Origin of the sequence: Mesorhizobium sp. ISC15, assembly GCF_037162615.1 — a bacterium.
Taxonomy (GTDB): Bacteria; Pseudomonadota; Alphaproteobacteria; order Rhizobiales; family Rhizobiaceae; genus Mesorhizobium; species Mesorhizobium mediterraneum.
Genome location: NZ_JAVSPX010000001.1, coordinates 4,086,724 through 4,104,622 on the forward strand (window position 1 = coordinate 4,086,724; position 17,899 = coordinate 4,104,622).

General features: G+C 62.2%; 27 protein-coding genes. All 27 read left to right on the forward strand.

Going from position 1 to position 17,899, the window contains the following annotated elements; translation table 11 throughout:
• Positions 1 to 2 precede the first annotated feature (2 nt).
• The 27 genes from rplV (at position 3) to RPG13_RS19820 (ending at position 17,859) form a co-directional block, all read left to right on the forward strand.
• The gene (gene rplV / locus RPG13_RS19690; protein ID WP_006205462.1) at positions 3 to 392 is read left to right on the forward strand and encodes a 50S ribosomal protein L22; all 390 of its coding nucleotides are present in this window, start codon (positions 3 to 5) and stop codon (positions 390 to 392) included.
• Positions 392 to 1,117, forward strand: coding sequence for a 30S ribosomal protein S3 (gene rpsC / locus RPG13_RS19695; protein WP_095488567.1), 726 nt, complete (start codon positions 392 to 394; stop codon positions 1,115 to 1,117). Before rplV ends, rpsC begins: the two co-directional genes overlap by 1 nt.
• Before the next feature lie 27 nt (positions 1,118 to 1,144).
• On the forward strand, positions 1,145 to 1,558 hold the full coding sequence (gene rplP / locus RPG13_RS19700) for a 50S ribosomal protein L16 (RefSeq protein WP_023799290.1): 414 nt from the start codon (positions 1,145 to 1,147) through the stop codon (positions 1,556 to 1,558).
• A gap of 13 nt (positions 1,559 to 1,571) precedes the next feature.
• Positions 1,572 to 1,772: a 50S ribosomal protein L29 gene (gene rpmC / locus RPG13_RS19705; RefSeq protein ID WP_006205459.1), complete on the forward strand. Its 201-nt coding sequence runs from the start codon at positions 1,572 to 1,574 to the stop codon at positions 1,770 to 1,772.
• An 11-nt stretch (positions 1,773 to 1,783) separates the two neighbouring features.
• Entirely contained in the window at positions 1,784 to 2,023 is a 240-nt protein-coding gene (gene rpsQ, locus RPG13_RS19710; protein WP_023799288.1) for a 30S ribosomal protein S17, read from the forward strand.
• A gap of 71 nt (positions 2,024 to 2,094) precedes the next feature.
• Complete coding sequence (gene rplN, locus RPG13_RS19715; protein WP_006205457.1) at positions 2,095 to 2,463, forward strand: 50S ribosomal protein L14; 369 nt, start codon at positions 2,095 to 2,097, stop codon at positions 2,461 to 2,463.
• A 12-nt stretch (positions 2,464 to 2,475) separates the two neighbouring features.
• Positions 2,476 to 2,790: a 50S ribosomal protein L24 gene (rplX, locus tag RPG13_RS19720; RefSeq protein WP_013531428.1), complete on the forward strand. Its 315-nt coding sequence runs from the start codon at positions 2,476 to 2,478 to the stop codon at positions 2,788 to 2,790.
• On the forward strand, positions 2,783 to 3,361 hold the full coding sequence (gene rplE / locus RPG13_RS19725; protein ID WP_095488568.1) for a 50S ribosomal protein L5: 579 nt from the start codon (positions 2,783 to 2,785) through the stop codon (positions 3,359 to 3,361). Before rplX ends, rplE begins: the two co-directional genes overlap by 8 nt.
• Before the next feature lie 28 nt (positions 3,362 to 3,389).
• Positions 3,390 to 3,695: a 30S ribosomal protein S14 gene (gene rpsN / locus RPG13_RS19730; RefSeq protein WP_029352223.1), complete on the forward strand. Its 306-nt coding sequence runs from the start codon at positions 3,390 to 3,392 to the stop codon at positions 3,693 to 3,695.
• A 12-nt stretch (positions 3,696 to 3,707) separates the two neighbouring features.
• On the forward strand, positions 3,708 to 4,106 hold the full coding sequence (gene rpsH / locus RPG13_RS19735) for a 30S ribosomal protein S8 (protein ID WP_006205453.1): 399 nt from the start codon (positions 3,708 to 3,710) through the stop codon (positions 4,104 to 4,106).
• A gap of 97 nt (positions 4,107 to 4,203) precedes the next feature.
• A complete protein-coding gene (gene rplF, locus RPG13_RS19740; protein WP_023799285.1) occupies positions 4,204 to 4,737 on the forward strand; it encodes a 50S ribosomal protein L6 in 534 nt (177 codons plus the stop codon).
• 85 nt (positions 4,738 to 4,822) lie between these two features.
• Entirely contained in the window at positions 4,823 to 5,182 is a 360-nt protein-coding gene (rplR, locus tag RPG13_RS19745; RefSeq protein ID WP_029352225.1) for a 50S ribosomal protein L18, read from the forward strand.
• Between the two features lie 82 nt (positions 5,183 to 5,264).
• A complete protein-coding gene (gene rpsE, locus RPG13_RS19750) occupies positions 5,265 to 5,828 on the forward strand; it encodes a 30S ribosomal protein S5 (protein ID WP_006333394.1) in 564 nt (187 codons plus the stop codon).
• 24 nt (positions 5,829 to 5,852) lie between these two features.
• Positions 5,853 to 6,050 (forward strand): 50S ribosomal protein L30, encoded by a 198-nt coding sequence (rpmD, locus tag RPG13_RS19755; protein WP_006205449.1) that lies wholly within the window; start codon positions 5,853 to 5,855, stop codon positions 6,048 to 6,050.
• Between the two features lie 22 nt (positions 6,051 to 6,072).
• Positions 6,073 to 6,546 carry a 50S ribosomal protein L15 gene (gene rplO, locus RPG13_RS19760; RefSeq protein WP_095488569.1) on the forward strand — a complete coding sequence of 158 codons (474 nt, stop codon included), beginning with the start codon at positions 6,073 to 6,075 and terminating at the stop codon, positions 6,544 to 6,546.
• A 191-nt stretch (positions 6,547 to 6,737) separates the two neighbouring features.
• Positions 6,738 to 8,078, forward strand: coding sequence for a preprotein translocase subunit SecY (secY, locus tag RPG13_RS19765; protein ID WP_095488570.1), 1,341 nt, complete (start codon positions 6,738 to 6,740; stop codon positions 8,076 to 8,078).
• A complete protein-coding gene (locus tag RPG13_RS19770; RefSeq protein WP_127205468.1) occupies positions 8,075 to 8,683 on the forward strand; it encodes an adenylate kinase in 609 nt (202 codons plus the stop codon). Before secY ends, RPG13_RS19770 begins: the two co-directional genes overlap by 4 nt.
• Before the next feature lie 191 nt (positions 8,684 to 8,874).
• Positions 8,875 to 9,243: a 30S ribosomal protein S13 gene (gene rpsM / locus RPG13_RS19775; protein WP_029352234.1), complete on the forward strand. Its 369-nt coding sequence runs from the start codon at positions 8,875 to 8,877 to the stop codon at positions 9,241 to 9,243.
• 157 nt (positions 9,244 to 9,400) lie between these two features.
• Positions 9,401 to 9,790, forward strand: a complete 390-nt coding sequence (rpsK, locus tag RPG13_RS19780) for a 30S ribosomal protein S11 (RefSeq protein WP_023799279.1) — start codon at positions 9,401 to 9,403, stop codon at positions 9,788 to 9,790.
• Between the two features lie 183 nt (positions 9,791 to 9,973).
• Complete coding sequence (locus tag RPG13_RS19785) at positions 9,974 to 10,984, forward strand: DNA-directed RNA polymerase subunit alpha (RefSeq protein ID WP_023799278.1); 1,011 nt, start codon at positions 9,974 to 9,976, stop codon at positions 10,982 to 10,984.
• Between the two features lie 96 nt (positions 10,985 to 11,080).
• Entirely contained in the window at positions 11,081 to 11,512 is a 432-nt protein-coding gene (gene rplQ / locus RPG13_RS19790; RefSeq protein WP_023799277.1) for a 50S ribosomal protein L17, read from the forward strand.
• Between the two features lie 192 nt (positions 11,513 to 11,704).
• Positions 11,705 to 13,192: a DegQ family serine endoprotease gene (locus RPG13_RS19795; RefSeq protein WP_127205467.1), complete on the forward strand. Its 1,488-nt coding sequence runs from the start codon at positions 11,705 to 11,707 to the stop codon at positions 13,190 to 13,192.
• Positions 13,193 to 13,242: 50 nt separating this feature from the next.
• On the forward strand, positions 13,243 to 14,553 hold the full coding sequence (locus RPG13_RS19800) for a replication-associated recombination protein A (protein ID WP_337125770.1): 1,311 nt from the start codon (positions 13,243 to 13,245) through the stop codon (positions 14,551 to 14,553).
• Between the two features lie 86 nt (positions 14,554 to 14,639).
• Positions 14,640 to 15,017 (forward strand): fluoride efflux transporter CrcB, encoded by a 378-nt coding sequence (gene crcB / locus RPG13_RS19805; RefSeq protein WP_029352249.1) that lies wholly within the window; start codon positions 14,640 to 14,642, stop codon positions 15,015 to 15,017.
• A 132-nt stretch (positions 15,018 to 15,149) separates the two neighbouring features.
• The gene (locus tag RPG13_RS19810) at positions 15,150 to 16,130 is read left to right on the forward strand and encodes an RluA family pseudouridine synthase (protein WP_095488574.1); all 981 of its coding nucleotides are present in this window, start codon (positions 15,150 to 15,152) and stop codon (positions 16,128 to 16,130) included.
• A 50-nt stretch (positions 16,131 to 16,180) separates the two neighbouring features.
• The gene (locus RPG13_RS19815; RefSeq protein ID WP_292504014.1) at positions 16,181 to 17,056 is read left to right on the forward strand and encodes a DMT family transporter; all 876 of its coding nucleotides are present in this window, start codon (positions 16,181 to 16,183) and stop codon (positions 17,054 to 17,056) included.
• Between the two features lie 11 nt (positions 17,057 to 17,067).
• Positions 17,068 to 17,859: an ATP12 family chaperone protein gene (locus tag RPG13_RS19820; protein WP_128286165.1), complete on the forward strand. Its 792-nt coding sequence runs from the start codon at positions 17,068 to 17,070 to the stop codon at positions 17,857 to 17,859.
• The last annotated feature ends 40 nt before the right edge of the window (positions 17,860 to 17,899 follow it).

Below are 17,899 nucleotides of genomic sequence, written 5' to 3' on the forward strand. Positions count from 1 at the left end.
TCATGGGCAAGGCCAAAGCTCCGCGCAGGCTTGCTGACAACGAAGCGCGCGCCGTGTTGCGCACGATCCGTATCAGCCCGCAGAAGCTGAACCTCGTTGCCGCGCTGATCCGCGGCAAGAAGGTCGCGACAGCGCTTTCCGATCTCGAATTCTCGGCCAAGCGGATTTCCGGCACGGTCAAGAAGACGCTGGAATCGGCGATCGCCAACGCGGAAAACAACCACGACCTCGACGTCGATGCGCTGATCGTGGCGGAAGCCTATGTCGGCAAGTCGATCGTCATGAAGCGGTTCCATGCCCGTGGCCGTGGTCGCGCCAGCCGTATCGAGAAGCCGTTCTCGCACCTCACGATCGTCGTTCGTGAAGTCGAAGAAAAAGGGGAGGCCGCATAATGGGCCAGAAAGTCAATCCGATCGGTCTGCGTCTCGGCATCAACCGCACCTGGGATTCGCGCTGGTTCGCGAACACCGGCGAGTACGGCAAGCTGCTGCATGAGGACATCAAGATCCGCAAGTACCTTGAGAAGGAACTCAAGCAGGCTGCGATTTCGAAGGTCGTGATCGAGCGTCCGCACAAGAAGTGCCGCGTCACCATCCATGCGGCGCGTCCGGGCCTGATCATCGGCAAGAAGGGCGCCGACATCGAAAAGCTTCGCAAGAAGCTGATGGAGATGACGAAGTCTGAGACGCATTTGAACATCGTCGAGGTGCGCAAGCCCGAGATTGACGCGACGCTGGTCGCCCAGTCGATCGCCCAGCAGCTCGAGCGCCGCATTGCGTTCCGCCGCGCCATGAAGCGCGCCGTGCAGTCTGCGATGCGCCTCGGTGCCGAAGGCATCCGCATCAACTGCGCAGGCCGTCTCGGCGGCGCCGAGATCGCGCGCATGGAATGGTACCGCGAAGGTCGCGTGCCGCTGCATACGCTGCGCGCCGACGTCGACTACGGCACGGCCGAGGCGCACACCGCCTACGGCATCTGCGGCGTCAAGGTCTGGGTGTTCAAGGGCGAAATCCTCGAGCACGACCCGATGGCTTCGGAGCGCCGCGCGACCGAGGGCGATCATGCGCATGGCGGTGGTGGTGAGCGCGAACGCGGTCGCCGTCGCGAAAACGCCTGAGACAGTTGAGAATTTGGAGTTAGAACGATGCTGCAGCCAAAGCGCACAAAGTTCCGCAAGCAGTTCAAGGGTCGTATCCATGGTGCCGCCAAGGGTGGCACCAATCTGGATTTCGGCGGTTTCGGGCTGAAGGCGCTTGAGCCGAACCGCGTCACCGCGCGCGAGATCGAGGCGGCCCGCCGCGCGATCACTCGTGAGATGAAGCGCGCCGGCCGCGTCTGGATCCGTATCTTTCCGGACGTGCCGGTGACGTCGAAGCCGACCGAAGTCCGCATGGGCAAGGGCAAGGGCGCGGTCGATTACTGGGCGGCGCGCGTCAAGCCCGGCCGTATCATGTTCGAGATCGACGGCGTCAATGAGGAAACCGCCCGTGAGGCGCTGCGTCTCGGCGCGGCCAAGCTCTCGGTCAGGACGCGCTTCGTACAGCGCATCGCAGAATAAGGACGGGCTGATCATGAAAGCCGAAGACATCCGGACCAAGACCCAGGACCAGCTGACCGACGATCTGGCCAGCCTGAAGAAGGAGCAGTTCAACCTGCGCTTCCAGAAGGCCACCGGCCAGCTCGAGAAGACCGCTCGCGTGAGGCAGGTCCGTAAGGACATTGCGCGTATCAAGACCATCGCTGCGGAAAAATCCGCGGCTAAGAAGGCTTAAGGACGAAAACCATGCCAAAGCGCATTCTGCAGGGCACCGTCGTCAGCGACAAGAACGAGAAGACGGTTGTCGTCAAGGTCGAACGGCGCTTCACGCATCCCGTGATGAAGAAGACCGTGCGCATGACCAAGAAGTACAAGGCGCACGACGAGAACAACGCCCACAAGGTCGGCGATCAGGTGTTCATCCAGGAATCGAAGCCGATTTCCAAGGACAAGCGCTGGACCGTAGTGTCTTCGGACCAGGCGTAAACAACGAATTTTGGACAGACCGGGGAGGGGCTTTGAGCCCGTCCCGTTAGAAGAGAAGAAGGCGGCCAGTCATGATTCAGATGCAAACAAACCTCGACGTCGCGGATAATTCCGGCGCTCGTCGTGTCATGTGCATCAAGGTGCTGGGCGGCTCGAAGCGGAAATACGCTTCCGTGGGCGACATCATCGTGGTGTCGATCAAGGAAGCCATCCCGCGCGGCCGCGTCAAGAAGGGCGATGTGATGAAGGCGGTCGTGGTTCGCACGGCCAAGGACATCCGCCGCCCGGACGGCAGCGTGATCCGTTTCGACAAGAACGCGGCCGTTCTCGTCGACAACAAGAAAGAGCCAATCGGCACGCGTATCTTCGGACCGGTTCCGCGCGAACTCCGCGCCAAGAACCACATGAAGATCATCTCGCTCGCGCCTGAAGTGCTGTAAGGAGCCGGACCAATGCAGAAGATTAGAAAAGGCGACAAGGTCGTCGTGCTGGCCGGCAAGGACAAGGGCCGTTCGGGCGAAGTCCTCTCGGTACAGCCGAAGGAAGACACCGCGCTGGTGCGCGGCGTCAACATGATCCGTCGTCACCAGAAGCAGTCCCAGTCCCAAGAGGGCGGGATCATCACCAAGGAAGCGCCGATCCAGCTGTCGAACATCGCGCTGGCCGACCCCAAGGATGGCAAGCCGACCCGCGTCGGTTTCATCTTCCAGAAGGACGGCAAGAAGGTGCGCGTCGCCAAGCGCTCGGGAGAAGTCATCAATGGCTAAGTCTCAAACCAAGCAGGCGACTGCTCAGAACACGCCGCGCCTCAAGCAGGTCTACAACGAGACCATTCGCAAGGCGCTGCAGGAGCAGTTCGGCTACGAGAACGAGATGCAGGTTCCGCGCATCGACAAGATCGTGCTGAACATGGGCGTCGGCGAAGCCACCGGCGATTCGAAGAAGCCTTCGATCGCTGCGGAAGATCTTGCGATGATCGCCGGCCAGAAGGCCGTCGTCACCCACGCCCGCAATTCGATCGCCGGCTTCAAGGTCCGCGAAAAGATGCCGATCGGCGCCAAGGTCACGCTGCGCAAGGAACGCATGTACGAGTTCCTCGACCGCCTCGTGAACATCGCGCTGCCGCGCGTCCGCGACTTCCGCGGGCTCAATCCGAAGAGCTTCGATGGCCGTGGCAACTATGCCATGGGCATCAAGGAACACATCGTGTTCCCGGAGATCAACTACGACAAGGTTGATCAGATCTGGGGCATGGACGTCATCGTTTGTACGACTGCGAAGACGGACGACGAAGCCAGGGCATTGCTCAAGGCCTTCAACTTCCCCTTCCGCCAGTAACGGCAGCGAGAAAAGGAAAAAATCTGAAATGGCAAAGACCAGCTCAGTCGAGAAGAACAACAGGCGCCGCAAGCTTGTGGACCAGTACGCTGCCAAGCGTAAGGCCCTCAAGGCGATCATCATGGATCAGTCCAAGCCGATGGAAGAGCGCTTCCGCGCTCAGCTGAAGCTTGCGGCACTGCCGCGCAACTCGGCCAAGATCCGCATCCGCAACCGCTGCGAAGTCACCGGACGTCCGCGTGCCTACTATCGCAAGCTCAAAGTATCGCGCATCGCGCTTCGGGATCTCGGCAATAACGGCCAGATCCCGGGCCTGGTCAAGTCGAGCTGGTAAGGAGGACATAACATGTCATTGAGCGATCCTCTCGGCGATATGCTGACCCGCATCCGCAACGCCTATGGCCGCAAGAAGTCGAGCGTTTCGACGCCGGCTTCGCGCCTGCGTACCCGCGTCCTCGACGTGCTGAAGGCGGAAGGCTATATCCGCGACTACAGCCAGACCGACTTCGACAACGGCAAGTCCGAAATCGAGATCGAGCTGAAGTATTTCGACGGTGCGCCGGTCGTGCGCGAAATCGCCCGCGTCTCGAAGCCGGGCCGTCGCGTCTACGTTTCGGCGAAGTCGATCCCGCACGTCGCCAACGGCCTCGGCATCGCCATCCTTTCGACGCCGAAGGGCGTGATGGCCGACCACGAAGCGCGTGAACAGAATGTCGGCGGGGAAATCCTCTGCCAGATCTTCTGATCTGGCAGCGAGATCCCGAAAAGTGGTTACCGGTTTTCGGGCAAGATCTCGCTCGAAAATAGAGACCTGAAACAAGAGAAGTGACGAGGACAACAAAATGTCTCGTATTGGAAAGAAACCCGTTTCGCTGCCGCAGGGCGTGACCGCGACCGTTGACGGCCAGACCGTCACGGCGAAGGGCCCCAAGGGTGAGCTGAAGTTCGTGGTGAACGACGAAGTGCTGGTCAAGATGGAAGGCAGCGAGATCGCTGTCCAGCCGCGCGACCAGACCAAGACCGCCCGCTCCAAATGGGGTATGTCGCGCACGCAGATCGTCAACATCCTGCAGGGCGTCAAGGACGGTTTCGAAAAGAAGCTCGAGATCACCGGCGTCGGCTATCGCGCCGCCATGCAGGGCAAGAACCTGCAGCTTGCGCTCGGCTTCAGCCATGACGTCGTCTACGAAACGCCGCAGGACATCACGATCACCGTGCCGAAGCCGACGGAAATCACCGTGACCGGCATCGACAAGCAGAAGGTCGGCCAGGTTGCTGCCGAGATCCGCGAATATCGCGGTCCCGAGCCGTACAAGGGCAAGGGCGTTCGTTACGCTGGCGAGAAGATCGTCCGCAAGGAAGGCAAGAAGAAGTAATTTCAACGCCGCGGGGAGCGGTCGCGGGAGGCTTGTCCTACCGCACAGGGTTGCCCCCGTTTTTTGAAGGCAAGGAACTGATATCATGGGCTCGAAAGAATCCACCCAACGCCGCGCTCAGCGCGTCCGCCGCCAGATCAAGAAGGTCGCAGGCGAGCGTCCGCGCCTGTCGGTCCACCGCACGTCGAAGAACATCTACGTGCAGGTCATCGACGACGCCAAGGGCCACACCATCGCTGCCGCCTCGACGCTGGAGAAGGACCTCAAGGGTTCGCTCAAGACCGGTGCCGACACTGCCGCCGCTGTGGCAATCGGCAAGTTGATTGCCGAGCGCGCTTCGAAGGCCGGCGTCAAGGAAGTTGTCTTCGACCGCGGACCGTACATCTATCACGGCCGCGTCAAGGCACTGGCCGAGGCTGCCCGTGAAGGCGGCTTGAGCTTCTAAAAAGTTTCGCCCCCGGCAACCCCACAGAGGGAACCGGATATCATCATCAACCGTGCTTCCGGAAAAAAACAAGGAACAGGATATGGCACAGGAACGTAGGGATGGCGGCCGCGGCCGTGATCGCGAAGAGCGCGACGACGGCATGGTGGACAAGCTCGTCCACATCAACCGCGTCGCCAAGGTCGTCAAGGGCGGCCGGCGCTTCGGCTTTGCAGCACTCGTCGTCGTCGGCGACCAGAAGGGCCGCGTCGGCTTCGGTCATGGCAAGGCGCGCGAAGTGCCTGAGGCGATCCGCAAGGCGACCGAATCGGCCAAGCGCGACATGATCTTCGTGCCGCTGCGCTCGGGCCGTACGCTGCACCACGACGTCGAGGGACGTTGGGGAGCCGGACGCGTTCTGCTGCGCGCTGCCAAGCAGGGTACCGGCATCATCGCCGGCGGGCCGATGCGCGCCGTCTTCGAGACGCTAGGCATGCATGACGTGGTTGCCAAGTCGATGGGTTCGTCGAACCCGTACAACATGGTTCGCGCCACCTTCGACGCGCTGAAGAGCCAGATGCATCCCAAAGATGTGGCCGCTGCGCGCGGCATCAAGTATTCGACCCTTCAGGCCCGCCGCGGCACCGCCGTTGCGGCCGAAGAATAGTCGATCTGACCAGGGATTTTGACCATGGCCAAGAAAGCAACCAAGACCATCACCGTCGAGCAGATCGGTTCGCCGATCCGCCGGCCGAAGGAGCAGCGCGCGACGCTGGTCGGCCTCGGCCTCAACAAGATGCACAAGCAGCGCACGCTGGAGGACACCCCCTCCGTGCGCGGCATGATCGCTGCCGTCCAGCATCTCGTCCGCGTCGTGGACGAGGGCTGAGCCAGAGCGCAGGAGAACTCAGATGAAACTCAACGATCTGCGTGACAAGGACGGCGCGACGCATTCCAAGAAGCGTCTCGGCCGCGGCATCGGTTCCGGCTCGGGCAAGACCGCCGGTCGCGGCGTCAAGGGTCAGAAGGCGCGCTCCGGCGTCGCCATCAACGGCTTCGAGGGCGGCCAGATGCCGCTCTACCGGCGTCTGCCGAAGCGTGGCTTCAACAACATCTTCGCCAAGAGCTTCACTGTCGTGTCGCTGGCCCGCATCCAGGCCGCGCTCGACGCCAAGAAGCTCGACGCCAAGACGACTGTGACGGCCGAAGCGCTGGTCGCTGCCGGCGTCATTCGCCGCGTCAAGGACGGCGTGCGCATCCTCTCCGACGGCGACATCAAGTCGAAACTCGCCTTCGACGTGGCCGGCGCCTCCAAGGCTGCCATCGAGAAGATCGAAAAGGCCGGCGGTTCGGTGAAGCTGCCGGAAAAGGCAGCCGCCGAGTAACGTCGATTTGAAGCGCGATCGGCAAGAGTGGGATACGTTTCGCTTTTGATTGCGCTTTGATCCGACCAATATGGCGGCCGCGTCAACGCGGCCGCTTGCATGTTTGCAGTCCGGAGCTTATCTCGTGAGCTTCGGTGACACGCGCCGCCTGAGTTGCGGGCCATCGAGCGTGACCAAGCGGAGAATCAGGCATGGCTTCGGCTGCTGAACAACTAGCCTCGAATCTGAATTTCTCGGCCTTCGCCAAGGCGGAGGATCTGAAGAAGCGCATCTGGTTCACCATCGGTGCGCTGCTCGTCTACCGCCTCGGCACCTATATCCCGCTGCCCGGCATCAATCCCGACGCTTTCGCCCAGGCCTTCTCGTCGCAGAGCAAGGGCGTGCTCGGCATGTTCAACATGTTCGCCGGCGGCGCCGTGGAGCGCATGGCGATCTTTGCCCTCGGCATCATGCCCTATATCTCCGCTTCCATCATCATGCAGCTGATGACCTCCGTCATCCCGTCGCTGGAAGCGCTGAAGAAGGAAGGCGAGCAGGGCCGCAAGGTCATCAACCAGTACACGCGCTACGGCACCGTGCTTTTGGCGCTGGTCCAGGCCTATGGCATTTCAGTCGGACTGGAAGGCGGCAACGGCATCGTCAGCGATCCGGGCATGTTCTTCCGCGTCTCGACGGTCATCACGCTGGTTGGCGGCACCATGTTCCTGATGTGGCTCGGCGAGCAGATCACTGCCCGCGGCATCGGCAACGGCATTTCGCTGATCATCTTTTCCGGCATCGTCGCCGGCCTGCCGCAAGCCATCTCCGGCACGCTGGAACTTGGCCGCACCGGCGCGCTGTCGACTGGCCTGATCCTGGCGATCATCGTTCTCGCCGTCGTCGTCATCGCGCTGATCGTGTTCTTCGAGCGCGCCCAGCGGCGCTTGCTGATCCAGTATCCGAAGCGCCAGGTCGGCAACCGCATGTTCCAGGGCGACACCTCGCACCTGCCGCTCAAGCTCAACACGGCCGGCGTCATTCCGCCGATCTTCGCCTCTTCGCTGCTGTTGCTGCCGGCGACGGTCGCAGGCTTCTCGCAGACCACCAACATGCCAGCCTGGGCCAGCACCGTGCTCGCGGCACTCGGCCATGGCCAGCCGCTCTACATGGCGTTCTATGCGGCGATGATCGTGTTTTTCGCCTTCTTCTATACGGCGATCGTCTTCAACCCGAAGGACACCGCCGACCAGCTCAAGAAGCATTCGGGTTTCATTCCGGGCTACCGTCCGGGCGAGCGCACGGCCGATTACATCGACTATGTTCTCACCCGCATCACCGTCGTCGGCGCCATCTATCTGGTGCTGGTGTGTTTGCTGCCCGAGTTCCTGATTTCAGCGACTGGCGTACCATTCTACCTCGGTGGCACATCGCTTCTGATCGTGGTCAGTGTAACGCTCGATACGGTGGCGCAGATTCAGGGTCACCTGATCGCGCATCAGTATGAGGGCCTGATCAAGAAGTCGAAGCTGCGCGGGGGGAAAAAGGCCAGATGAGGTTGATATTGCTTGGACCGCCAGGGGCGGGCAAGGGGACGCAAGCACAAAGACTGGTAGAAAAATACGGCATACCCCAACTCTCCACGGGCGATATGCTGCGCGCTGCTGTCCAGGCCGGCACCGATGTCGGCAAACGCGCCAAGGCGGTGATGGACGCGGGCGAACTGGTCTCCGACGCCATCGTCAACGCCATCGTGGCCGAGCGGATCGATCAGGCCGATTGCGCCGGGGGATTCATCCTTGACGGATACCCGCGAACCTTGGTGCAAGCGGACGCGGTTGAATCGATGCTCTCGGATCGCGGCCTCACGCTCGACGCTGTCATCGAACTCGTCGTCGACGACAAGGCACTGGTTGGTCGAATCGGCAAGCGCGCCGAACAGGCCAAGGCCGCGGGTCTGCCGGTACGCAAAGACGACAATCCGGCGGTGTTCGAAGAGCGCCTGAGGGAGTACTACAAGAAAACGTCGCCGCTGATCGGCTACTACTATGCCAAGGGCAAGCTGAGAGGTGTCGACGGAATGGCCGACATTGATGCGGTGACGCAACAGATCGAAGTGGTGCTCGCGGCCGCGACCCAAGGGGCGGCAAACGGAAAATAAACGATTACGCTTGACTGGAGCGGCTCGCTGGGGTATGGCGGCCCGTCTTCCTATCAGGCATGAGGCTTGCTTGCCCGCAAGGGCAAGGCAGCCGCTTTGAACTGGAAACTCCCGCATGGGCCGGCCTCCACCGGACGCGGGGCAACTTTGATAGCGCCGGCTTGTCCGGCCCACATGGAGAAGAGAAGAACATGGCTCGTATAGCTGGCGTTAACATTCCGACCAACAAGCGCGTCGTCATTGCGCTTCAGTACATTCACGGCATTGGCAAGAACTTCGCCCAGGAGATCGTCGACAAGGTCGGCATCCCGGCCGAGCGCCGCGTCAACCAGCTGACCGACGCGGAAGTGCTGCAGATCCGCGAGACGATCGACCGCGACTATCAGGTCGAGGGCGATCTGCGCCGCGAAGTGTCGATGAACATCAAGCGGCTCATGGACCTCGGCTGCTATCGCGGCCTGCGTCATCGCCGCTCGCTGCCGGTTCGCGGCCAGCGCACGCACACCAATGCGCGCACCCGCAAGGGCCCGGCCAAGTCGATCGCCGGCAAGAAGAAGTAATTTAGGGGAATATGGGAGTAGGGCAGTAAGGCAGTATGTAATGCGGCGCGGTTCGTCTGCGGCCAGACATACTCCCTACTGCCCTATTCCCCTACTCCCTTAGCAAGGTGGAGCCGCTGGCATTACGGCGGTGTAGAGATCAACTGAAAGGACCATCATGGCCAAGGAAGCCACACGTGTTCGCCGTCGCGAACGCAAGAATATCTCGTCGGGCGTTGCCCACGTCAACTCGACCTTCAACAACACGATGATCACCATCACCGACGCGCAGGGCAATTCGATTGCCTGGTCGTCGGCGGGAGCCCAGGGCTTCAAGGGGTCTCGCAAGTCGACGCCGTTCGCTGCCCAGATGGCTGCCGAAGACGTCGCCAAGAAGGCCCAGGAACACGGCATGCGCATGCTCGAGGTCGAGGTCTGCGGACCCGGCTCCGGTCGTGAATCGGCGCTGCGCGCGCTGCAGGCAGCCGGCTTCACCATCACCTCGATCCGTGATGTGACGCCGATCCCGCACAATGGCTGCCGCCCGCGCAAGAAGCGCCGCGTCTAAAGCATGTCGCCCAAAAGTGCGCAGCGGTTTTGGGGCAACGACATGCATAAAAACAGAGACCTAAAGCGCGACGCGCTTTAGGAAATTACCGAACGCCGCGCGAACGCCCAGTTGCGTTCCTCCACGGCATTCCAGGTCGCCCGCCACGATTGGATGGTGGCGGGTCAACGGAAGGAAAGTATTATGATCCAGAAAAATTGGCAGGAACTGATCAAGCCGAACAAGATCGAGTTTTCGTCGAAGAAGAAGACGCTGACCACGCTGGTCGCCGAGCCGCTCGAGCGCGGCTTTGGTCTTACCCTCGGCAATGCGCTGCGTCGCGTGCTTCTGTCTTCGTTGCGTGGCGCGGCTGTGACCGCCGTGCAGATCGACGGCGTTCTGCATGAATTCTCGTCCATCGCCGGCGTGCGCGAGGACGTGACCGACATCGTCTTGAACATCAAGGAAATCGCCATCCGCATGGAAGGCGACGGCCCCAAGCGCATGGTCGTGCGCAAGCAGGGACCGGGCGCCGTTCTCGCCGGCGACATCCAGACGGTCGGCGACGTCGAGATCCTCAACCCCGACCACGTCATCTGCACGCTGGACGAAGGCGCTGAAATCCGCATGGAGTTCACCGTCGATACCGGCAAGGGCTACGTTCCGGCCGACCGCAATCGCGCCGAAGACGCGCCGATCGGCCTCATCCCGGTCGACAGCCTCTACTCGCCGGTCAAGAAGGTTTCCTACAAGGTCGAGAACACCCGCGAGGGCCAGGTTCTCGACTATGACAAGCTGACCATGACGATCGACACCGACGGTTCGATCTCGGGCGAGGACGCGGTGGCTTTCGCCGCTCGCATCCTGCAGGATCAGCTTGGCCTGTTCGTCAATTTCGACGAGCCGCAGAAGGAAGTCGCCGCCGAGCAGGTGACCGAGCTTGCCTTCAACCCGGCGCTGCTCAAGAAGGTCGACGAGCTCGAGCTTTCGGTGCGTTCGGCCAACTGCCTGAAGAACGACAACATCGTCTATATCGGCGACCTGATCCAGAAGACCGAAGCCGAGATGCTGCGCACCCCGAACTTCGGCCGCAAGTCGCTGAACGAGATCAAGGAAGTCTTGGCGGCGATGGGCCTGCACCTCGGCATGGAAGTGCCGGATTGGCCGCCGGAAAACATCGAAGACCTCGCCAAGCGTTACGAAGATCAATATTGAGCATGATCCCGAAAAGTTGCAGACTTTTCGGGCAAGATCATGCGGCTAACCAACTGAGGCTGTGGCCTCTTGAACCCGGAATGAAGGAGAAGAGCCATGCGCCACGGATTTAAAGGCCGCCGGTTCGCCCGCAGCATAAGCCATCGCAAATCGATGTTTGCCAACCTTGCCGTATCGCTCATCGAGCATGAGCAGATCCTCACCACATTGCCGAAGGCGAAGGATCTGCGTCCGATCGTCGAGAAGCTGGTGACGCTCGGCAAGCGCGGTGATCTGCATGCCCGCCGTCAGGTGATTGCCCAGATCGGCAATGAAGGCGTCGTCAAGCGTCTGTTCGACACGATCGCGCCGCGCTACGCCACCCGCAACGGCGGTTATCTGCGCATCATGAAGGCGGGCTTCCGCCACGGTGACAATGCCGCCATGGCGGTCATCGAGTTCGTCGATCGCGACACCTCGGCCAAAGGCGCCGGCGACCGTGCCCGCATCGAGGCCGAAGGCACCGACGAGGAAGCCGCAGCTGCATAAGCTTCGGTTTCTCCTGAGTGAGTTTAAGGGGCCTGCGGGCCCCTTTTCGCATTCCGGAAGCGGCAAGGAGCATTTGCTGCGACTTCTTGGCTCAGCTCATGCCTTTCCGCCCAAAATAATCGGATTTCAGCGCCTTAGCCTTTCATTTTGCACAATCGTCGGGACAATGGCGCCCGACCCGGAGGATTCGGAATGCACGTAAAACGGCTGTCCCTTGTTCTACTCTGCGCCTTGATGGCGCTGGCAGTCGTGCCGGCGGCCAGGCAGGCGCTGGCGCAGGACACCAAAGCCGATCCCGGCCTGTCCGATGTGCTGACCGACCTGCTGCGCGGCGCCGAAGGCGAAAATGCCACCTCCGGTCCAGACAAGCGCGTGCCATTCGGCCGCGAGGAGGTGCAACTGTCCTTCGCGCCGCTGGTCAAGCAGACGGCGCCGGCCGTGGTCAATGTCTATGCCTCGCAAACGGCCAAGATGAGATCGCCCTTCGACGGCGATCCGTTCTTCGAAGAGTTCTTCGGCCGTTCGCAGCCGCGTGCGCAGTCCTCGCTCGGCTCCGGCGTGCTGGTCGATCCGACGGGCATAGTGGTCACCAATTTCCACGTCATCAAGGATGCCGATCAGGTCAAGGTCGCTACCGCGGACGGGCGTGAATTCGACAGCAAGGTGCTGCTCAAGGACGAGACGCTTGACCTCGCTGTGCTCAAGATCTCCGCCGACAAGCCATTTCCGGTCGTCGCCATCGGTGATTCCGATGCGCTCGAGGTTGGCGACCTGTTGCTGGCCATCGGCAATCCCTTCGGTGTCGGCCAGACCACAACCAGCGGCATTGTTTCGGCGCTTGCCCGCAGCCACATCGGCGTTTCCGATTCCAGCTTCTTCATCCAGACCGACGCCGCGATCAATCCCGGCAACTCCGGCGGCGCGCTGATCAACATGGGCGGCCAGCTCGTCGGCATCAACACGGCGATCTACAGCCGTAGCGGCGGCTCGATCGGCATCGGCTTTGCTATTCCTTCCAACATGGTTCGCGCTTTTGCCGATGCGGCCAAGGCCGGGCGCGACTTCTTCGAGCGGCCCTATATCGGCGCCGAATTCGAGCGCGTGACGCCGCAGATCGCCGAATCGCTCGGCATGGAGACCTCGACCGGCGCGCTGGTCTCGTCTGTCGAAGCAGCAGGGCCGGCGGCCACGGCGGGGCTCAAGGCCGGTGACGTCGTGTTGTCGCTCAACGGCACGCCGGTCGAGAGTATCGAGGCGCTGGATTACCGGATGGCGACGCTGTCGATCGGCACCAGTGCCAGCTTCGCCGTGCTGAGCAAAGGCCAGCAAGCGACGATGGACATCGCGCTGCAGCGCGCTCCGGAAGGTGCAAAACTTGCGGAAGTGACGCTGCGCGGCCGCAGCCCGTTTTCCGGTGCCAAGGTTGCTGAACTGTCGCCTCGGCTCGCTCAGCGGCTAGGCATGCGCACGGATGCCAAGGGCGTTACCGTGATCGACATCAATCGTGGCTCACCCGCAGCCGGCTTCGGCTTCCAGCCGGGCGACATCGTTCGCGAGGTCAATGGCTTGACCATCGATACCGCAGCGACCCTGGAACAGGCATCCATGCAGGAGACTCGCTGGTGGCGCTTTACCGTCGAGCGCGGCGGGCAGATACTGCGCCAGGTGTTGCGTTACTAAGCCCGAACTCGATCCTTCGGACGAGATCGCGCTCCAACGAAAAGAAGTGCATGGCCGATCTGTTCAGTGTCGATGAACCGGAAAAAGCGCCGCCCGGCAGGCCGCTGGCCGACCGACTGCGCCCGAAGAACCTTGCCGAGGTCGTTGGCCAGGAGCATCTGACCGGGCCTGACGGCGCACTGACGCGGCTCATCGGCTCAGGCTCGCTCGGCTCGATGATCTTCTGGGGGCCGCCGGGGACGGGCAAGACTACCGTCGCGCGGTTGCTTGCCGGCGAAACCAGCCTTGCCTTCGAGCAGATATCGGCGGTGTTTTCCGGCGTCGCCGATTTGAAAAAAGTGTTCGAGACGGCGAAGCTGCGTCGCACCAATGGCCGTCAGACGCTGCTTTTCGTCGACGAGATCCATCGCTTCAACCGCGCCCAGCAGGACAGTTTTCTGCCTGTGATGGAAGATGGCACTGTCGTGCTGGTTGGCGCCACCACCGAGAACCCGTCCTTCGAGCTGAATGCCGCGCTGTTGTCCCGCGCCCGCGTGCTGGTCTTCCATTCGCTCGGTGAGGACAGCATCGCCAAGCTGCTGGCGCGGGCGGAGGAGACCGAGGGCAGGGAGCTGCCGCTCGACGACGAGGCGAGGGCGATGCTCGTCCGCATGAGCGATGGCGATGGTCGCGCGGCGCTGACGCTGGCCGAAGAGGTCTGGCGCGCCGCCAAGTCAAGCGAGGTGTTCGGCGCCGAGGGCCTGCAGCGCATCGTCCAGCGCCGCGCGCCGATCTACGACAAGGGCCAGGACGGCCACTACAATCTGATTTCGGCGCTGCACAAATCGGTGCGCGGCTCCGACCCGGACGCCGCCCTCTATTATCTCGCCCGCATGTTCGACGCCGGTGAGGATCCGCTCTATCTCGGCCGCCGGCTGGTGCGCATGGCGATGGAGGATATCGGGCTGGCCGACCCGCAGGCGCTGGTCATCGCCAATGCCGCCAAGGATGCCTACGACTATCTGGGCTCGCCAGAGGGGGAGCTCGCCTTCGCCGAGGCTGCCGTCTATCTCGCCAGCGCGCCCAAATCCAACGCCGTCTACACCGCCTTCACGGCCGCCACACAGGCGGCGAAGGAGTTCGGCTCGCTGCTGCCGCCCAAACACATCCTCAACGCGCCGACCAAGCTGATGAAGGAAGAAGATTACGGCGCAGGCTACCGTTATGACCACGACGAGCCGGACGCTTTTTCCGGACAGGATTATTTTCCGGAAAAGATGGGCCGCCACACATTCTATGATCCGCCCGAGCGCGGCTTTGAACGCGATATCAGGAAACGGCTCGACTATTGGGCGAAGCTGCGCGGCGAGCGGAAAAAGTAGCCTCGCACGGTTTTCCGCTCGGGACGGCGCCGCACGCTGAGCAGCAGGGATTGACCGAGGCCGCCCTGTAGGGGCAGTAGACGGCGATGATTAATCTCCTGCTTGTTGCCGCGGGCGGCGCTATTGGTGCGGGGCTGCGCCACGTCGCCAATTTCGTTGCGCTGCGTCTTGTCGGCCCGAGTTTTCCCTGGGGCACGATGGCGATCAACATCGTCGGCTCCTTTGCCATGGGCCTGTTCATCACGACCCTGGCGCGGCGCTACGGCGGATCGAACGAGCTTCGGCTGTTCGTTGCCACCGGCATCCTCGGCGGCTTCACCACTTTCTCCGCCTTTTCGCTCGATTTTGCGACGCTGTGGGAGCGTGGCGCGACGCTGCCGGCGTTCGGATATGCCCTTGCCAGCCTCATTGGCGCGATCATTGCCCTGTTTCTGGGTCTTTGGCTCGCAAGAAGCCTGCCTTAATGCTATTGCCCCCGCTTGCAGCACCTCGCGTCCCTTAGGACGCGCAAGGACGCTGTAGCATTTTGATTTTGCGCACGACCCTTTCCGAAAATCGATTTCAGGTCATGCGCTAGAAACGGGTAAAACGAGACAATGGCAGGCGTTGAACAGATCACGGTGGAGGCCGGCGAGGCGGGCATGCGGCTCGACCGCTGGTTCAAGACCCATTTTCCGGGCCTTGGCTTCGGCCATCTGCAAAAACTGCTGCGTTCCGGCCAGATCCGTGTCGATGGCGGCAGGGTGAAGGCCGATACCCGCGTCGAGCCCGGCCAGATGGTCCGCATCCCGCCGCTCGAAGTGGACAAGAAGGGTGAAAGCGCGCTCACTGGTCACTCGATCCGCAACCAGGGCGACGCCGACGTCCTGGCCAAGATGCTGATCCATGAAGATCCGAAAGTCTTCGTCTTCAACAAGCCGGCCGGCCTTGCCGTTCAGGGTGGCTCGGGCGTCACCCGCAATGTCGACGACATGCTGGAAGCCTGGCGCAGCCAGAAGGGCGAGAAACCACGCCTGGTGCATCGGCTCGACCGCGACACGTCAGGCGTGCTGGTCGTCGCCCGCACCAGGCTCGCCGCCATGAAGCTCGCCGAGGCGTTCCGGGCGCGTGAGACCAAGAAGACCTATTGGGCGCTGGTCAAGGGCGTGCCGCCGAAGCGCGAGGACAAGATCTCGACCTGGCTGATCAAGGAGCCGACGCCGGACGGCGACCGCGTGCGCGTCGCCAAACATGGCGAAAAGGGCGCCGACCATGCGGTGTCTTACTACCGTATTATCGAGCAGGCGGCGCAGACGATGACCTGGCTGGAGATGGAGCCCTATACCGGCCGCACCCATCAGCTTCGCGTCCATGCCGCTCACATCGGCTGCCCGATCATCGGTGACCCCAAATATTTCGAGGCCGACACCAATTGGGATTTTCCCGGCGGCATGCAGAACCGCTTGCATCTGCACGCGCGCCGCATCGTCATCCCGCATCCCGACAAGGGTTTTATCGACGTCACCGCACCGATGCCGCCGCATATGCGCCAGAGCTGGAACCTGATCGGCTTCGACGACGCAAGCGCAGAGGACTAGGGCCTGTGGGTATCGCCACGGATACGCTCGACCGCCGCGACACGGTCGACATGGCGGCCGCCGCCATCATGGTCGGGCTGACCTTTTCCTGGGGGCTGAACTATGTCGCCGCCAAGATCTCCTATGCCGGCTACGATCCCGTTTTCCTGTCGATCGCACGGTCGGTCATTGGCGGGCTATGCGTTCTCATCTGGTGCCGCTGGCGCGGCATTGTGCTTTTTACCCGCGACGGAACGCTTGTCGCCGGTATTCTGGCAGGCGCGCTTTTTGGTCTCGAGTTCCTGTTTCTCTATGTCGGGCTCGAACAGACGACCGTCGCGCGCAACACCTTGCTGGTCAATACCATGCCGTTCTGGGTGCTGGTCGGCGGGCATTTCCTGCTAGGCGAACGCATCACCGTGCGCCGGCTCGTCGGCCTTCTGCTCGCTTTCGCCGGATTGGTAGCGGTGTTCTCCGACCAGCTGAGCGCCGACAATGGTTCGACACTGACCGGTGATCTGCTCAGTCTCGGCGCCGGCATTCTCTGGGCCTTGACCTACATCGTCATCAAGCGGACGAAATTGGCGGAAACGAGCGCCGAAAAATTGCTGCTCTACCAACTGGCCGGCGCTGCCGTGGTAGGCGCCTTGGTGCTGCCTTTCGCCGGGCCGCCCGTCCGCGACTTCGCCGCCTTGCCGACCTTGGCCCTGCTTTTCCAGGCGGTCTACATCGTTGCGTTCACCTATGTGCTGTGGTTCTGGCTGATCAGGCGCTATCCGGCATCGGGTCTCTCGAGCTTCACCTTCCTGTCGCCGGTGTTCGGCGTTCTGTGCGGCGCCATCTTCTTGAACGAGCCGCTGAGCGTTCGTATTTTCCTGGCACTCGGCCTCATCGCAGCCGGCCTGATCATCGTGAACCGGCCAGCCCGAAAACAGATCCCCGGATGAAAGGCTCCGGCATGCGCGATATCCTCAACGACCTCGAAGCGGGAAAGCAGCTTTCCGATCCGGATCCGGTGCGCCGTGCCCAAATCCAGATGAAGACGCACTTGCCGAAACGCTTCTACAAAGCCGTTTCGGTCGCACCGGCCGAAGATGGTTTTGCCGTTCATCTCGATGGCAAGCCGGTCCGCACGCCGGGCAAGGCGCTGCTGGTCCTGCCGACCGAAAAAGCGGCCGCTCTGGTCGCCGACGAGTTCGCTGCGCAAGGTGAGACTATCGACCCGGTGACGATGCCGGTCATGCGTCTGGTCAATACGGCCATCGACGGCGTCGCCAGCGACCCGCAAGCGGTGCTGGAGGACATCCTGCGCTTCGCCTCGTCCGATCTGCTCTGCTATCGCGCCGACGCTCCACAAGGGCTGGTCGACCGGCAGAACGAACATTGGGATCCCATCATCGACTGGGCGCGGAGCGCGCTTGGCGCCCGGTTTCACCTCGCCGAAGGGGTGATTCATGTCGAGCAGCCGCGCGAGAGCATCGCGGTGCTCGGTGTCCATCTTGCCCAGCGCGCCGATCCATTACGGCTGGCGGCCATCCACGTCATGACGTCGCTGACGGGATCGGCTCTGCTGGCTCTGGCCGTCGATTTCGGCGAGATCGACGGCGACGCCGCCTGGACTGCCGGCCATGTCGACGAGGACTGGCAGGCCGAGCACTGGGGCCATGACGCGGAAGCTGTCGCCCGCCGCTCGGCCCGCAAGCGCGACATGATGGCCGCCGTCGGCCTGATCGAGGCACTCAAAGCCTGACCGCAATCGCCGCCCGCGTTGCATATTGGACCAAAGTCAT

What these genes read in the sequence shown, in the direction of transcription:
- RPG13_RS19795 (WP_127205467.1), top strand. Translation starts at nt 11,705, where the DNA reads ATGCACGTAAAACGGCTGTCCCTTGTTCTACTCTGCGCCTTGATGGCG.
- rpsK (WP_023799279.1), top strand. Translation starts at nt 9,401, where the DNA reads ATGGCCAAGGAAGCCACACGTGTTCGCCGTCGCGAACGCAAGAATATC.
- rplR (WP_029352225.1), top strand. Translation starts at nt 4,823, where the DNA reads ATGGGCTCGAAAGAATCCACCCAACGCCGCGCTCAGCGCGTCCGCCGC.
- rpmD (WP_006205449.1), top strand. Translation starts at nt 5,853, where the DNA reads ATGGCCAAGAAAGCAACCAAGACCATCACCGTCGAGCAGATCGGTTCG.
- crcB (WP_029352249.1), top strand. Translation starts at nt 14,640, where the DNA reads ATGATTAATCTCCTGCTTGTTGCCGCGGGCGGCGCTATTGGTGCGGGG.
- RPG13_RS19770 (WP_127205468.1), top strand. Translation starts at nt 8,075, where the DNA reads ATGAGGTTGATATTGCTTGGACCGCCAGGGGCGGGCAAGGGGACGCAA.
- rpsQ (WP_023799288.1), top strand. Translation starts at nt 1,784, where the DNA reads ATGCCAAAGCGCATTCTGCAGGGCACCGTCGTCAGCGACAAGAACGAG.
- RPG13_RS19785 (WP_023799278.1), top strand. Translation starts at nt 9,974, where the DNA reads ATGATCCAGAAAAATTGGCAGGAACTGATCAAGCCGAACAAGATCGAG.
- rplX (WP_013531428.1), top strand. Translation starts at nt 2,476, where the DNA reads ATGCAGAAGATTAGAAAAGGCGACAAGGTCGTCGTGCTGGCCGGCAAG.
- RPG13_RS19820 (WP_128286165.1), top strand. Translation starts at nt 17,068, where the DNA reads ATGCGCGATATCCTCAACGACCTCGAAGCGGGAAAGCAGCTTTCCGAT.
- rplE (WP_095488568.1), top strand. Translation starts at nt 2,783, where the DNA reads ATGGCTAAGTCTCAAACCAAGCAGGCGACTGCTCAGAACACGCCGCGC.
- rplN (WP_006205457.1), top strand. Translation starts at nt 2,095, where the DNA reads ATGATTCAGATGCAAACAAACCTCGACGTCGCGGATAATTCCGGCGCT.
- rplQ (WP_023799277.1), top strand. Translation starts at nt 11,081, where the DNA reads ATGCGCCACGGATTTAAAGGCCGCCGGTTCGCCCGCAGCATAAGCCAT.
- rpsE (WP_006333394.1), top strand. Translation starts at nt 5,265, where the DNA reads ATGGCACAGGAACGTAGGGATGGCGGCCGCGGCCGTGATCGCGAAGAG.
- rplO (WP_095488569.1), top strand. Translation starts at nt 6,073, where the DNA reads ATGAAACTCAACGATCTGCGTGACAAGGACGGCGCGACGCATTCCAAG.
- rpsH (WP_006205453.1), top strand. Translation starts at nt 3,708, where the DNA reads ATGTCATTGAGCGATCCTCTCGGCGATATGCTGACCCGCATCCGCAAC.
- rpsM (WP_029352234.1), top strand. Translation starts at nt 8,875, where the DNA reads ATGGCTCGTATAGCTGGCGTTAACATTCCGACCAACAAGCGCGTCGTC.
- RPG13_RS19800 (WP_337125770.1), top strand. Translation starts at nt 13,243, where the DNA reads ATGGCCGATCTGTTCAGTGTCGATGAACCGGAAAAAGCGCCGCCCGGC.
- RPG13_RS19810 (WP_095488574.1), top strand. Translation starts at nt 15,150, where the DNA reads ATGGCAGGCGTTGAACAGATCACGGTGGAGGCCGGCGAGGCGGGCATG.
- rpmC (WP_006205459.1), top strand. Translation starts at nt 1,572, where the DNA reads ATGAAAGCCGAAGACATCCGGACCAAGACCCAGGACCAGCTGACCGAC.
- rplV (WP_006205462.1), top strand. Translation starts at nt 3, where the DNA reads ATGGGCAAGGCCAAAGCTCCGCGCAGGCTTGCTGACAACGAAGCGCGC.
- rpsC (WP_095488567.1), top strand. Translation starts at nt 392, where the DNA reads ATGGGCCAGAAAGTCAATCCGATCGGTCTGCGTCTCGGCATCAACCGC.
- rpsN (WP_029352223.1), top strand. Translation starts at nt 3,390, where the DNA reads ATGGCAAAGACCAGCTCAGTCGAGAAGAACAACAGGCGCCGCAAGCTT.
- secY (WP_095488570.1), top strand. Translation starts at nt 6,738, where the DNA reads ATGGCTTCGGCTGCTGAACAACTAGCCTCGAATCTGAATTTCTCGGCC.
- RPG13_RS19815 (WP_292504014.1), top strand. Translation starts at nt 16,181, where the DNA reads ATGGCGGCCGCCGCCATCATGGTCGGGCTGACCTTTTCCTGGGGGCTG.
- rplP (WP_023799290.1), top strand. Translation starts at nt 1,145, where the DNA reads ATGCTGCAGCCAAAGCGCACAAAGTTCCGCAAGCAGTTCAAGGGTCGT.
- rplF (WP_023799285.1), top strand. Translation starts at nt 4,204, where the DNA reads ATGTCTCGTATTGGAAAGAAACCCGTTTCGCTGCCGCAGGGCGTGACC.